The sequence below is a fragment of the Staphylococcus sp. GDY8P67P genome (assembly GCF_017892545.1).
Classification (GTDB): domain Bacteria; phylum Bacillota; class Bacilli; order Staphylococcales; family Staphylococcaceae; genus Staphylococcus; species Staphylococcus ureilyticus.
In genome coordinates this window covers 195,030-210,756 of the sequence record NZ_JAESLH010000004.1, presented here as the reverse complement: position 1 = coordinate 210,756, position 15,727 = coordinate 195,030, and the positions used below count along the sequence as shown (strand labels likewise).

The window sequence follows — 15,727 nt, the reverse complement described above, 5'->3', positions numbered from 1 at the left end:
TGTGAAATTAATCGCTTAACTGACTATCTGGGACGTCAGTGATAAACATATGTCCTGGTGCATGTGTAATCATCAATTCTGGTTTAGCATCTAACGCAACAGATTGAGGCGTAACACCACAGCCCCAAAATACTGGTACTTCATTTTCTTTAATCGTGACAGGTTCGCCAAAATCAGGATTTGTTATGTTTTCGATGCCAATTGTTGATGGATCTCCTATATGTATTGGCGTACCATGAACATTTTTAAAGTGTGTCGTAATTTCTGTTGCTTTTATAGCTTGTTGCATAGTCATCGGTCTCATACTAACAGTGATATTTCCTGAGAAATGGCCACTTGGTGCGGCTGGAATATTTGTTATATACATTGGAACATTATGTTCTTCTTCAATGTGACGTATTGGTAGACCCGCCTCCAACAAAGCATGCTCAAAAGTGAAGCTGCAGCCAATCAAAAAACTGACCATGTCATCATTAAATAAATGAGATATGTCAGTAGGAGATTCTACTAATTCGCCATAACGGTATACTTTATATTGTGCTACTTCATTTGTGATGTTAGCTTCTTTACCATAAGTAGGAAAAGAGATTGAACCAATTTCTGAAACATCTAAAAGTGGGCATGTTTTTGGGTTTCTGAAACAGAATTTTAAAAAATCATATGCATAAATAGAGGGTAATATGACTACATTAGCTTGGACATAACCTTTAGCCATTCCGCTTGTATGACCTGTAAGTTCATTTTTACTAATCATTTTTCTTAATATACTTGGGTGTTGGTTTTGTAAATTCATTAAGTGTTCATCCCCTTAAATTTAACGTCTTAGCTACATTTTAGCAAAAAGTAGCATATAAGTTGTATAAAATGTTCAGAATCTTTTGGAAAATATAAATAGACATCGTATTGAAATTAAAGTACATTTGGATTTCAATACGATGTCCGTTTGTGATATTTAATACTCAATTAAACAATGGTAATTTATTGGGTCAGCTGGATGAGTTTAAACAGTATGATAGATTAATCATCTTTGTTTTTGGTATCTTTATCATGGTTTTTGCCATTATCGTTATGATTACTTGGTTCATTTTCTTCTATCGGGGCATCCTCATCGGTTTCTAAATGATTTGTTTCGCGTTCTTCTAGTGGTATAGAATAATCTTTATCATCATTGATGTAGGTCATTTTAAAGTGTTCCGTTGGTTCTCTTCTCAATGCACGCATTAGAGAAAAAATCATGAGTAATAAAATAATTGAAAATGGTAGACCTGTTACAACTGAGGCAGTTTGTAAACTCGTTAAACCACCTGCAATTGTCATAGAAACAGATATAGCACCAATTAATATGCCCCAAATAATTTTATGTTTGATTTTAGGATTAGCAATACCACCAGTTGCCATACCCGCAACAATATGTGTAGTAGAATCAGCACTTGTAATGATAAATATAAAGATAAGTGCGATTGCTAATGCACTTGTGATGTCAGCGATAGGAAATTTGGATAATAATTCAAAAAGAGCAACAGTATAATCCTTGTCGACAATATTAGCGATATTGTCGTTACCATTCAATGCTATTTTAACAGCTGTACCACCAAATCCAGCTATCCAAGTAAATGAAATTAAAGGTGGGATAATTAATACACCAATAACAAATTCTCTAATCGTTCTACCGCGAGAGACACGAGCTACGAAACCACCAATAAATGGTGACCAAGATATAACCCATGCCCAATAGAAAACAGTCCATTGTTGTATCCAACTGTTATCGCCTGTATATGGGCTGATGCGTAAACTATATTCAATGAAATGACGTAGATAATCACCGATTGCTAATGTATAAGATTCTAAAATAAATTTAAAATCACCAAAAATAAACATGAAGATAAGTAATATTGCGCCTAAGCCAATATTGATATTACTTAACCATTTTACACCTCTATTTAAACCAGTAATCGCTGATGTTAAAAAAATACCTACCATTAAAATAGTGATTGATATTTTGGTAACATTATTGTTAGGAACGTTAAAGACATGTTGTAGACCACCACTAATTTGCATAATACCTAAACCAATAGATGTGGCAATCCCCATTACTGTAGCTATAATGGCTAATACATCTATCACATTTCGATATGGTCGTTTATAAGATTCACCAAATACAGGTTCCATCGCCGTTGAAATGAGACCATCACGTTTTTTTCTAAATTGGAAGTACGCCACTGTTAAACCGGCAATTGCGAAGATAGACCATTGAGAAATACCCCAATGAAAAAAAGTATAGCCCATAGCAACACGCGCTGATTCTGATGAAGCGTCTGGCGTTTTTCCAGGAAATGGAGAGTGTAAATAATGCGTTAATGGTTCTGCTACACCCCAAAATACAATGCCGACACCCAAACCTGCAGAAAAGAGCATCCCAATCCAAGACATCATAGAAAATTCAGGAGCTTCATTATCATCACCCAATTTAAAGCGACCATAACGTGAAATGGCTAACGCAATTAAAAATATATCTAAAATAAAAATAATTACTAAAAACAGCCATCCAAAACTATTTGCTATATAATCGTAGACTTGTTGTGCGTGATTACCAAAACTTTTAGGGAAAATACCTGCAATTAATGTTATAAGTACAATAATTGCAACAGATATCATATAAACAAGATTTCTATGTTTCTTCTTTCTGTCGTGTGCATTTTTGTCACTCATAATAGTGTTAAATCATCCCTTTGTTTTCATTTATATTAAGAAATTACCCTAATACAATGACACTATTCATTGAAAATGCTAGCGAATATTATAATATGGATGACGTTGCATGATTCATATTTTTGTGGGTATAGAACATATGAAAAATTATAAATTGCAAAGGAGGTTGCATATGAAACGTACTTTTGAAAAAGTACTAATTTGGCTAGGAATTTTCATACAATTTGTACTGATTTTTTTAATGGCTATTGCTGCACCATTTTTAAACGATCGGAGTTTTAAACGTTCATTAATGGGTTCTTTTAAAAATCAAGATGCTATTAGCGATAATTTAACTCAAACAGAAACATCACAATTATTAGATAGTATTAGTCAATTATTTATCGTTGCTTTAGGCTTAGTTATTGTAACGACAATCTTAGCATTAATATTTGTTTTATTAATCAAGAAGATACCAAAAACTGCAGGTGTTGTATTTATATTACTTGCAATTGTCTGTGTGTTTACATTAAATATATTTACAGCATTGTTATGGCTAATTGCAGGCATCATACTGTTAGTTAAAAAACCACATAAACATAATAAAAGTCAAAAAAGTACATAAAAATTAAATATTGTTTGTTGACTTGATAAATGTCATTATTCAACGATGGTTGAATTGAATGGACGTTGTAACAATTTTAATGTGACATTATACGAATTAAACACTTTCTTTAAGTTCATAAATGTAAAAAATTTAAAGAAAGTGTTTTTTGAAATCACTTGAACGATATAAATCAAGCGCAATACAGTTTTTAAAAGTAAAAGTTAGACATAAAATACGATTTATTTTTATAAAAGTTATTGTAAGCGATTGCATTTGTTGTGTGATACCTATACAATGAAAATAAGAATGGAATTTTTCCATTTTAGTTTTCTATTTACAAACTTACATGGGGGTAGAAAAAATGGTTGTCAACTATACAAATGAACCAGGCATTGACTTTACTGATAATAACAATGTCGAATCATTCAAAGAAGCATTAAAGAAAGTTAAAGGTGAATTAAATCAAAAACTTCCGTTAGTGATTAATGGGGAGAAAATTTTTACTAAGGATACATTTCAGTCTATCAATCCTGCGAACACTTCTGAAGTTATTGCTGAAGTATCAAAAGCTACAACAAAAGAAGTAGATAAAGCTTTTGATGCAGCTAATGAAGCTTATAAATCTTGGAAACGTTGGACGCACAGAGATCGTGCTGAATTTTTAATTAGAGTTGCAGCTATTATTAGACGACGCAAAGAAGAAATATCAGCAGTGATGGTGTATGAAGCTGGTAAACCATGGGATGAAGCAGTTGGTGACGCAGCTGAAGGTATTGATTTTATCGAATATTATGCTAGATCAATGATGGAATTAGCAGACGGTAAACCAGTATTAGATAGAGAAGGCGAACACAATAAATATTTTTATAAACCAATTGGTACTGGGGTAACAATCCCACCATGGAACTTCCCATTTGCAATTATGGCGGGTACTACTTTAGCGCCAGTTGTTGCTGGTAATACAGTTCTTTTAAAACCTGCAGAAGATACCCCGTTAACAGCGTATAAATTAATGGAAGTATTAGAAGAAGCAGGTTTACCAAAAGGTGTTGTGAATTTTGTACCAGGTGATCCAAAAGAAATTGGCGATTATCTTGTTGATAGTGTTCATACGCACTTTGTTACGTTTACAGGTTCACGCGCAACAGGTACACGAATCTTTGAAAGAGCCGCAAAAGTTCAAGAAGGACAGCAATTTTTAAAACGTGTTATCGCTGAGATGGGCGGTAAAGATGCGATTGTTGTTGACAAAGAGATCGATACAGACTTGGCAGCAGAATCTATTGTTTCATCAGCGTTTGGCTTCTCAGGTCAAAAATGTTCTGCTTGTTCACGTGCGATTGTTCATCAAGATGTATATGATGAAGTATTAGAAAAAGCAGTTAAACTTACACAAGATTTAACTTTAGGAAATACAGAAAATAACACTTCAATGGGACCAGTTATTAACCAAAAACAATTTGATAAAATTAAAAATTATATCGAAATTGGTAAAAAAGAAGGTAAGTTAGAACAAGGTGGCGGTACAGATGGTGCTACTGGTTACTTTGTTGAACCTACGATTTTCTCTGGACTTAAATCAAGCGATCAAATCATGCAAGAAGAAATCTTTGGGCCTGTTGTTGGTTTTGTAAAAGGAAAAGATTTTAATGAGTTATTAGAAATCGCTAATGACACAGATTATGGATTAACAGGTGCAGTTATTACTAATAATCGCGAAAACTGGATTGAAGCTGTTAAAGAATATGACGTTGGTAACTTATACCTAAACCGCGGTTGTACTGCAGCGGTTGTTGGTTATCATCCTTTTGGTGGTTTCAAAATGTCTGGTACAGATGCAAAAACAGGTAGCCCAGATTATCTATTGCACTTCTTAGAACAAAAAGTTGTTTCAGAAATGTTTTAATTGTTAACAATCGGCTAGGATAACATTTCTAGTAAAATAAAGATTCTGGGATAAATCCCAGAAAAATAGCACTCAGATGATTTAATTCAATTCAATTCATCTGAGTGCTTCTTTTTATTCATCATTAACTTGAATATTAATCATTTTATGAAAAAGTGCATCAATGGCTTCATACGACATATTACTATTATGTTCACGCATCCATTCCATAAAACCGTATAAAGTCGCACCGTAAACATAAAATACTAAATCTATTGGAACGCTTTGGTCAACCGTTATCCGATGTTCGTTTGCTTTAATATCATTTTGCAGTATACGGATAAAATGATTTTCAACTGTACGTTCAAATTCTTTATCGTCTTCTTGTTTATGCTTTATTTTACTAAAATCGTCAATGTGTGTGACGGATTGTTCCATGCTAGTAAAAGGGTTATTGATACGATCTTTAATATCTGTGGAAAAGTAATCTTGAGTTAAGTAAGTCATTAAATAAATAAGTAAATCGTATTTATCATAGAAATGCTTATAGAAGGTTGTACGATGAACTAACGCTTCATTGCAAATTTGATTAACTGAAATAGTTGAAAACGCATATTTTTCTAATAGTACATATAAGCTTTGAGATAATGCCCGTTTTGTTTTGATTACACGCAAATCTTTTTCATTCATTCTACAATTCTCCTAATCTGTAGTTTAAATATACGGAATTGGATATTTAGTTCTTTTTTAAATAGGGTAAATCATTATAAGATGTCAATAGAAATAATCTACAGTATATGTATAAACTATAACGTTGATTAATTAAGGAGGCAATAGTTTGGCGAAATTTTTATACAAATTAGGTTCATTTGTTGCAAAGCACAAATGGTGGAGTGTTGTTGCTTGGGTGATTATTCTTGCAGCAATTATTATACCGCTTACAATAAGTTCACCTAAGTTTGATAATGATATAACTATGAATGGCTTACAGTCATTAGATACGAATGACAAAATAGAAGACGAATTTGGGCAAGACAGTGAGAAAGCTCAAATTAGAGCAGTCTTTAAAAGTGATTCAGATAATGGCATAGTGAAGCAAGATATGACTAAAGATATCAAAGATACATTGAAAGATATTAAAGATGATGATGGAGATATTAAAAATATCTCAGACCCTTATGACAATAAACAAATCAGTGAGGATAAATCGACAGCCATCGCTGATATTAATTATGATGTGTCTGCAACGTCATTAAAAGAAGATTCAAAAGATAAAGTGAAAGACCAAGTTGAAAAATTAGAAGATGAGCATAATGTACAAGTAGAACTGATGGGTACAGGTATGGAATCGACTGAAATTGGCGGTTCTTCTGAATTAATCGGAGTGATTGTCGCATTTGTTGTACTTCTAATTACGTTTGGATCGTTTATTGCAGCAGGTATGCCAATCATTAGTGCTTTACTTGGTTTAGGCACGGGTGTAGGTATCATATCGTTATTGACGTATGCATTTGATATTCCAAATGTTACTTTAACATTAGCGGTTATGATTGGTTTAGCAGTAGGTATCGATTATGCATTATTTATTTTATTTAGATATCGTCAAATTGTTAAAAGCGAACCAAATCACATTAAAGCAATAGGTTTAGCTGTAGGAACTGCAGGCAGTGCAGTCATCTTTGCAGGTGTTACAGTTATTATTGCTGTTTGTGGATTATCACTTGTTGGTATAGATTTCCTAGCCGTAATGGGCTTCGCTTCTGCAATTAGTGTATTTGTCGCAGTGATTAGTGCATTAACTTTATTACCAGCATTGATTAGCATTTTCCATAAGCAAATTCATCCTAAACAAACGAAAACTGAGTTTGAGGGAGATGTAGATACGAAATGGTCCAAATTTGTAGTTGGAAAACCACTTGCAGCAGTGCTTATTGGACTTATTATCTTAGTTGTAGCTGCTATACCGATTAATGATATGCGTTTAGGTATACCTGATGATGGTATGAAACCAGCGGATACAACTCAGAAAAAAGCATATGATATTGTATCTGATAAGTTTGGAGAAGGATATAATGGTCAAATTGCAATGCTTGTCAATGTGAAAGATCAAAATGATGATCCTGAAGCGTTGCAAAAAGACTTACAAAGCTTGAGCAAAGATATTAAAGATATGGATAATGTGAAAATGGTTGCACCGCCCCAATTAAGCAAAAATAAAGATTATGCATTAGTAGCGGTAATTCCTGATAAAGGTCCAAATGCTAAATCTACCAATGATTTAGTTCATGATTTGAGAGATTATAATGATGATGCGAGAGACAAATATAATTTCAAAACTGAAGTATCTGGACAAAGTGTAATTAATATAGATATGTCGCAAAAACTAAATGAAGCTATCCCATTATTTGCTGGCGTAATCGTAGCATTAGCGTTCGTACTATTAATGGTTGTCTTCCGTTCTATCATTATTCCACTAAAAGCAGTTCTAGGTTTCGTCCTTTCTTTAGTGGCAACATTAGGCTTTACGACTTTAATAATGCAAGAAGGATTTATGTCTGAACTGTTTGGCGTAGATACAACGGGACCATTACTAGCTTTCTTACCGGTTATTACAATTGGCTTGCTCTTTGGTCTGGCGATGGATTACGAAGTATTTCTTATGTCTCGTATTCATGAAGAGTACAGTAAAACAGGTAATAATGAGCACGCGATTAAAGTAGGTATTAAAGAAAGTGGTCCAGTCGTTGTTGCGGCAGCACTTATTATGTTCAGTGTGTTTATTGCATTCGTCTTCCAAGATGATGTAATGATTAAATCTATGGGATTATCACTTGCATTTGGTATATTGTTTGATGCATTTATCGTACGTTTATTATTGATTCCTGCGTTGACACAATTATTTGGCAAAGCATCTTGGTATATGCCTGCATGGTTAAATAGAATATTACCTCACGTAGATATTGAAGGGCATGCTTTACAAGGCGAGATGCCTGCATCTAATTATTCACGTATCAATCAGTCTTCTGGTAATGATAGTTATGATCGTACATTTAGCATTCGCAAACAACAAAACGCGTACAATGGAGAAACTAATACGATATCTGTAGATCAAAAAACAAAAAGACTATATAACGAAATTGCACAACAAACAACACAACAAGCATTCTTATATGAAGCTTTAAAATCATATAAAGAAGATTTAACACAGTTGCAAAATGATAGTGAACAATCAACATCCTTCGCTACACACGTAGAGAATAAAAACGAAAGTACGCGTGGCCGTGAAGATGATGAAATTGTTAAGCTATTAGCACAACAAAGTGAAAACATTCGACATTTAAATGAACTAATTGAAAAAACAATTAATAAAAAGTAAAAATTCCGGGAATTAACACTGTTCTCAGAAAAATACTAATCCGTTGTGTACGGATTAGTATTTTTTTTATTTATAATATTCCTAGAGCTAAAGTTTTTTTAAAAGTCTGTTGGAGTATCGTTCGATTCTGTATCTACTTCACTTGAAGTGTTAAAGCATACCAGTTTAACACACTTTAACATCGTTTTAGCATATCCATAAATTAGCAAGATATATTAAGCACATAAATGACCGTCAACAAAATCAGAGACTTTATTTGAAGATAGGTAGATTTTTGTCCAATTAACGACAAATTAAAATCAAAATAGCAAATACGCACTTATTTTATTAAAATATATTTTAATAAAGAGGTGTGTTATGGAAAAATTTTATGATATCGAATTTAATCCAAGCAATAATTCAGTATTTAATTTTAATGATGGTGTACGTATCGTTCTCGTATTAAAAAATAAATTAAAATTTGTCAGTGGGACTAGTATTCATAAATTTCAAGCAGGTGATGTTTTTATTATCAATCATCGAGAGCGTTATCGACTGATTGAGGAGGATGACACTTTATATACCGCTATTCATTTGAAAGCATCGTATTTAAAACAATATATCAGTGATTATAATGATAAAGTATATATTTTAAATTCCCAGACATTGCAAAACGTCATTTATCAACAAATTCTGAATGTTGTGGCTAAGATAGGTGTCGTCTATATTCGAAAAGGTAAATTTTATAGATTATATATGGAACAACTGTTAATTGACTTAATGTTTATGATTGTAAGATATTTACCAGCTTATGAAAATATAAATCATGAACATCATGTCAATGATCATCGTTTAGCATTTGTATGTAAATATATTGAAAGAAATTTCACCAAACCAATCACATTAAGTGAAGTAGCTGAAAAGGTGCATTTAAGTCACACATATTTGTCTAAATTATTTACAAAACATATGGGTATCGGTTTCAATCACTATGTCAACCATATTAGAATTGAACATTGTAAAAATGACTTAATACAAACAGATGATGCTATCACTCAAATTGCTTTTAAAAATGGCTTTAGTAACTCTAATATGCTGTTGAAATATTTTAAATTAGACACAGCATTAACGCCTTCGCAATATAGAAAAAAATATCAGGTAGAAGATATAGTGAGCACCGCCAATAAACCCACTGAGTCAGAAAACTATCAAATGTATCTATACTATTTAAATTCTTATATACAACAAACGCTAGGTACTATGATCCAATCCCCCTATAATCAAAAAGTTATTGATATTACATTGAATTACGATCAAACACACGATTTATCAGATTATAACCATGTGATTCAAATTGGTAGTTTTGATACATTGCGCCTTCAAAGATACAGAAAACAACTGTTAGAAGTTCAACAATTTTTAGGCTTGGATCATGTTTTGATCAAAGATCCTATTTTAAAAGGCTACATTGATCATAAAGTTATTGAAAGTGATGAACTTATTCCTACTATGCATCCTTATATGAAAGTAGATGAATGCTTAAGTTTTTTATTTGAACATCACATAGGTTTAGGAATTGAAATTGATCCTCCAACATTACCATCCCAATTTGCGGAATATACAAAAGAATTAAGATTTTTATTAGAGCATATTTATAATACTGTGCCGAATAGACAACAATTCAAATTAGTCATTTACTTGAAGGGCAAAAAAGCCAATATGCTATTAAAAATAATAATGTTATTTAAGGAATACTTTGAACATACTCAGATTATACTTAATACGGATATCACTGATATTAATGAAGTGACAACTGCCCAACAAATCTTGGATAGTTCCAGTGAAGATGTTGATAGTATAGCGTTTAGCGCAAACCAAAATGATATTATTAATTTCAAATCAATTGAAAGTCAACAGTATGATTTAGCTAAAAGACATATCATAGAACAGTATAATAAGATCACTGAACGATTTAATATAAAAGGAAAAGATGTTTCAATTGTCCTACTTAATTGGAACACTTTAACAGGTAATACAAGCCTTACAAATGGTGAATATTTTAGAGCAGGTATCATATTTGAGCAATTGATTGATATGAATCATCAAATTAACGCAATTGGCTATTGGCTCAATCACGAATTACACCATCAATATAATTCAAATGAGGTTACTTCTGAATTAAATGGTATTGATTTATATCATCAGTTTGATGGAAAAAGACCTGCATTTTTTACAAGTATGTTTTTTAAAAAATTATTTAATCAAGTACTTTTTAAAAATGAAGACTGTATGGTTGTAGGACAGAGTGATCATTTTCAAATCGTAATATGGGATGCAGAACATTACAATCCATATTATATGACGAATGAACAAACAGATTATTTAAGTCATAAAGAGTATCAACTCAATATATTAAATGCAACTACTGGATCATATAAAATAAAACATTTAACACTAGATAAAAATAATGGTGCGCTTTATCAAGTTTGGCAACAGTACAATACACAACATGGTATGGATATAGAAACAATTAATTATGTGAATAGAATCTCTTACCCTAAATTAGATGTCAGTGAAGTTGATGTCGTAGATACGATATCTTATCATTTGAAATTACAAACCAACGCCATACAGATAATTGAATTTAAAAAATACTTTTAATTATATTTATAGAGAAAAAATACAATATGATTCGCTGAGTAGTATGTTTGACGATAAAATGGTCATCAAATTTGTTTAATGTTAAATGCAAAATGACAAAAATAGCATAGTCCATTTTTGTCATTTAAAACCACAAATGATATTTAGAAAATAATCGATACTAAAACCACAATTATTATATATTTTAGCAAAATATATCCGACTACTATATTTTATAGAGAGGATAGCAAGTATCATTTATTGATTTATTGAAAATGTCGAGAGATAAGTACATTTTCCAACTAAGCTAATCTTCCCTATTTGTCATTTTAAAAATATTTTAGGAGGATGAACAAATGACGCAACAGGGAAATACGAAGAGTTATCAAGGTGACAACAAATTAATATTAGGTATTGTATTAGGGGTTGTCACTTTTTGGTTATTTGCGCAATCTTTATTAAACGTAGTTCCTACGTTACAACAATCATTTAATAGTAATATTGGTACAATCAGTATTGCTGTTAGTATTACAGCATTATTCTCAGGGATGTTTGTTGTTGGTGCAGGAAGTCTAGCGGATAAAGTAGGACGTGTGAGAATAACATATTTTGGTTTATGGTTAAGTATCATTGGTTCTTTATTGATTATAATTAGTAATCTACCAATACTACTTATCATAGGAAGGGTAATTCAAGGTTTATCAGCAGCAGCAATCATGCCTTCAACTTTAGCAATTATGAAGACATATTTTGAAGGTAAAGATAGACAGCGTGCACTGAGTTATTGGTCGATTGGTTCATGGGGTGGCTCAGGTTTAGCATCCTTATTCGGTGGTATGGTTTCAACTTTTATTGGTTGGAGATGGATTTTTATTTTATCTATCATTGTTGCACTAATTGCAATGTTATTAATAAAAGGGACACCGGAAACGAAATCTGATAGTACAACAAACTTGAAATTTGATTTTACTGGGCTAATTCTTTTTGTAGTTATGATGTTAAGTATTAATGTCGTGATTACGCAAAGTGGTACATTTGGCATGCTTTCACCTATAATAATAGGATTGCTTATTGTATTTATTATCACAACTATAGCTTTTGTCATAGTTGAAAACAAAAAGCATAATCCATTAATTGATTTTAAATTATTTAAAAATAAAGCTTATACAGGCGCGACATTATCCAATTTCTTACTTAATGGTGTTGCAGGTGCCTTGCTGGTAGCCAATACATTCGTTCAAAAAGGTATAGGTTTCAACGCATTCCAAACAGGACTTTTATCGATTACATATTTGGTTACTGTATTGTTGATGATTAGAGTCGGTGAAAAAGTTTTACAAAAAGTGGGTGCTAAAAAACCGATGTTGTTAGGTACAACATTTAATATGGTTGGTATTATTTTAATATCATTTACATTTTTGCCAAGCGCACTATATGTCGTAGTATGTATCATAGGTTATTTACTATATGGATTAGGTTTAGGTTTTTATGCGACACCTTCTACAGATATGGCGATATCTAATTCTCCTGAAGATAAAGTTGGTGTAGCTTCGGGTATTTATAAAATGGCTTCCTCATTAGGTGGTGCGTTTGGTATAGCTTTATCAGGAGCATTATATGGCGTTGTTACAGAAGCTACAAATGTGAAATTTGGAGCGATGGCTGGTTTATGGCTAAATGTATTAATGGCATTGCTTTCATTCGTTATTATTCTTTTAGCTGTGCCATCATTTAAGAAACAAAATAAAGCATAATTCAATATTACAACGTTGTCATTTGAAAAGTATATAATGACATTAAGGTATCGTATATTTCATTGGAGGAATGATTATCATGAAACAACTGATTGAAAAATTGAAAGAAAAAGAAGCACGTATGATTGAGATACGTCGATACTTACATCAACACCCAGAACTATCATTTTGTGAAAAAGAAACACCTAAGTATATAGAGTCGTTTTATGAAGGTAAAGATTGTAAGGTTGAAACGAATGTAGGACCAAATGGTTTGAAAGTTATTATAGATAGCGGTAAACCAGGTAAGACAATCGCAATTCGTGCTGACTTCGATGCTTTACCAATTCAAGAAGATACGGGTCTAGCATTTTCTTCTAAAAATGATGGTGTGATGCACGCATGTGGGCATGATGCACATACTGCATATATGTTGATTCTTGCAGAGACACTTATTGAAATGAAAGACCAATTTAATGGTAAAGTGGTTGTTATACATCAACCTGCCGAAGAAGTACCTCCTGGTGGTGCTCAGTCAATGATTAAAGATGGTGTTTTAGATGGTGTTGATCACGTACTAGGTGTTCACGTCATGAGTCATATGCCTGCAGGTAATATCTATTATCGAGAAGGAAATGTACAAACTGGGCGTGACTTCTTTAAGCTTAAAGTCAATGGTCAAGGCGGACATGGCTCTTCGCCACATACAGCAAATGATAGTATTGTAGCAGGTGCATATTTTGTAAATGCTTTACAGACCGTTGTTTCCAGACGCTTAAATCCATTTGAAACAGGTGTTGTTACCATAGGTTCATTTGATGGTAAAGGACAATTCAATGTGATTAAAGATAGTGTTGAAATAGAAGGTGACGTACGTGCGTTAACAGATGATACTAAAAACACAATTAAAAAAGAAGTGACGCGTTTGTCAGATGGATTGGAAGCGATGTTTGGTGTCAAATGTGAATTAGACTACCATGATGATTACCCAGCATTGTACAATGATCCTGAGTTTACAAAATTTGTTGTAGACACAATAAAAGAAGCGGATACTGATGCCATTAAAAATGTTGAAAGATGTGAACCACAACCGCCTTCAGAAGATTTTGCTTACTATGCAAAAACAATTCCAGGCACATTTATTTATGCTGGTGCTGCACCAGAAAATGGTGAAATCCATCCCCACCATCATCCTAAATTTAATATCAGTGAAAGTTCAATGCGAGTTTCTGCAGAAGCAGTAGGACTAACAGTATTAAATTATCTTAAATAATAGAATTAATTATGAAAGCTACCATACATTTCTATTGCAGTAGAATACATGATTTACGATAGTAGAATATTGATTAGTGTTATAAACCTAATTAATATTTATAAATAAAAAACAGGCGCATACGAGGTTTATTACTTGATAAACCAACCATACGTATACACCTGTTTTTTTGTTGTATAAATCACACGTTGATATAGGACAAAATAAAATTACATTAAATAACTAATGAGGTTTTTCGCTAATTAAAAAAGTGATCATGATAACAAAAGGTTTAATATTAGGTCATTTAGTGTATATGTAAATTGAAAAAAAGAAAGGAATGATTACATTGAATGGCGAGAAAAAAATAAACGCCCTGTTAGATGATTATCAAAAGCAATTAAAGAAATTATTTAAGTATGATAAAGCAAACGCACTGAGTTTTGATAATGAAAGTAGAAGTAAAGTCGCAGAACAAAAAGGTGTTTTTGTAATTTTTGAAAATAAAAAACCAATATTTGTTGGGCAAGCTGGTGGATTTATGACTGGTTTTAAATTTACACAAAAAGATTTATCTGATAAATTAGGCCAATTTAATTCAGCTTCAGACGCTGGTACTGCAAAATTTAGAAAAGCGTATTTAGCGCATCATGGTTTAGATGAAGCAGAAATGAAAAATATTAAGGCAAGTGAAAAAAATTTAAAGTTTCAATACATTAAGGTTAAAGATAATTTAGCTTTTATCAATATTTTAGAAATTTTAGCATTAGAATATGCTAAGAAAAATAAAATAAACTTATTTAATTTTTCTTAGTTAAAATCTATGTGTATTTGAACTGCTGAGAAAGTGGTGATTAAAATGAATATTGGAACATTTAAAATTCATTTTCAACAACATGATATTTTTGTGAAATTGCCCAAAGCATACGATGAAGCAAAAGAAAGTGGTTATTCACTTATATTAATGCAAGATGGAGACGAGTTATTTAAAGATATTGAGCGAGATATGATATTGGTTGGAGTACAGTCCAACAATAGAAATCAGGATTATAGCCCATGGGAAACGGTTGTAGATGGGGTTCATTATAAAGGGGAAGCGGATGCTTATATTTTATGGATGACTAAGCATTTGCTTCCTTATTTAAGAAAATGTTTTAATATATCACAAAGAAACGAAGATATCTGTATAGCTGGCGCTTCACTAGGTGGATTACTTGCTTTGTATACATTATTTAAAAGTCCAGAAAATTTTGGCAGCTACATATTAATATCACCTTCTGTATGGTACCCAGGATTTGTACAGTTTATGAAACAACAAACCGTTATTAAAGATGACAAACAAATTTATTGGTATGTCGGAGCGCTCGAAGGACAACAACAATTTAGCATGAAACAAGAGATGTTTGTTCGAACAGAATTCGCTGTAGATATATTAAGTGAATTACTGTTTTCTGACAAAGCAATATTTTATTATACTACTAATAGGAACGGTAAACACAATGTATTGTATTTTAAAAGCTATTTTGCTAAAGCAATTAAGAAATTATTTTGATATTGTCAATTTTAG

The 15,727-nt window shown here is 32.1% G+C and carries 11 protein-coding genes; 8 read left to right on the top strand and 3 right to left on the bottom strand.

All coding sequences use genetic code 11. The features are described from left to right. Positions 1–7 precede the first annotated feature (7 nt). Complete coding sequence (locus KA833_RS01035; protein WP_192946430.1) at positions 8–793, bottom strand: putative hydro-lyase; 786 nt, start codon at positions 791–793, stop codon at positions 8–10. Between the two features lie 224 nt (positions 794–1,017). Continuing rightward, positions 1,018–2,709, bottom strand: a complete 1,692-nt coding sequence (locus KA833_RS01030) for a BCCT family transporter (RefSeq protein WP_070037302.1) — start codon at positions 2,707–2,709, stop codon at positions 1,018–1,020. A 172-nt stretch (positions 2,710–2,881) separates the two neighbouring features. On the opposite strand from KA833_RS01030, the gene KA833_RS01025 reads away from it, so the two are divergent. Continuing rightward, positions 2,882–3,313, top strand: coding sequence for a DUF4064 domain-containing protein (locus KA833_RS01025; protein WP_210128173.1), 432 nt, complete (start codon positions 2,882–2,884; stop codon positions 3,311–3,313). A gap of 343 nt (positions 3,314–3,656) precedes the next feature. Then, on the top strand, positions 3,657–5,201 hold the full coding sequence (pruA, locus tag KA833_RS01020) for an L-glutamate gamma-semialdehyde dehydrogenase (protein WP_064209241.1): 1,545 nt from the start codon (positions 3,657–3,659) through the stop codon (positions 5,199–5,201). Between the two features lie 114 nt (positions 5,202–5,315). On the opposite strand, the gene KA833_RS01015 is transcribed toward pruA, so the two are convergent. Continuing rightward, entirely contained in the window at positions 5,316–5,870 is a 555-nt protein-coding gene (locus KA833_RS01015) for a TetR/AcrR family transcriptional regulator (protein WP_064209242.1), read from the bottom strand. Between the two features lie 148 nt (positions 5,871–6,018). On the opposite strand from KA833_RS01015, the gene KA833_RS01010 reads away from it, so the two are divergent. The 6 genes from KA833_RS01010 (at position 6,019) to KA833_RS00985 (ending at position 15,712) form a co-directional block, all read left to right on the top strand. Further along, positions 6,019–8,556: an MMPL family transporter gene (locus KA833_RS01010; protein ID WP_046206735.1), complete on the top strand. Its 2,538-nt coding sequence runs from the start codon at positions 6,019–6,021 to the stop codon at positions 8,554–8,556. A 357-nt stretch (positions 8,557–8,913) separates the two neighbouring features. After that, positions 8,914–11,196, top strand: coding sequence for a transcriptional regulator AryK (gene aryK / locus KA833_RS01005; protein ID WP_210128174.1), 2,283 nt, complete (start codon positions 8,914–8,916; stop codon positions 11,194–11,196). Between the two features lie 335 nt (positions 11,197–11,531). Next, positions 11,532–12,929: an MFS transporter gene (locus KA833_RS01000; RefSeq protein WP_064209245.1), complete on the top strand. Its 1,398-nt coding sequence runs from the start codon at positions 11,532–11,534 to the stop codon at positions 12,927–12,929. A gap of 76 nt (positions 12,930–13,005) precedes the next feature. Next, the gene (locus KA833_RS00995; protein ID WP_064209399.1) at positions 13,006–14,181 is read left to right on the top strand and encodes a M20 family metallopeptidase; all 1,176 of its coding nucleotides are present in this window, start codon (positions 13,006–13,008) and stop codon (positions 14,179–14,181) included. Between the two features lie 328 nt (positions 14,182–14,509). After that, positions 14,510–14,974: a hypothetical protein gene (locus KA833_RS00990; RefSeq protein WP_064209246.1), complete on the top strand. Its 465-nt coding sequence runs from the start codon at positions 14,510–14,512 to the stop codon at positions 14,972–14,974. A gap of 45 nt (positions 14,975–15,019) precedes the next feature. Further along, entirely contained in the window at positions 15,020–15,712 is a 693-nt protein-coding gene (locus KA833_RS00985) for an alpha/beta hydrolase (RefSeq protein WP_064209247.1), read from the top strand. Positions 15,713–15,727 lie beyond the last annotated feature (15 nt).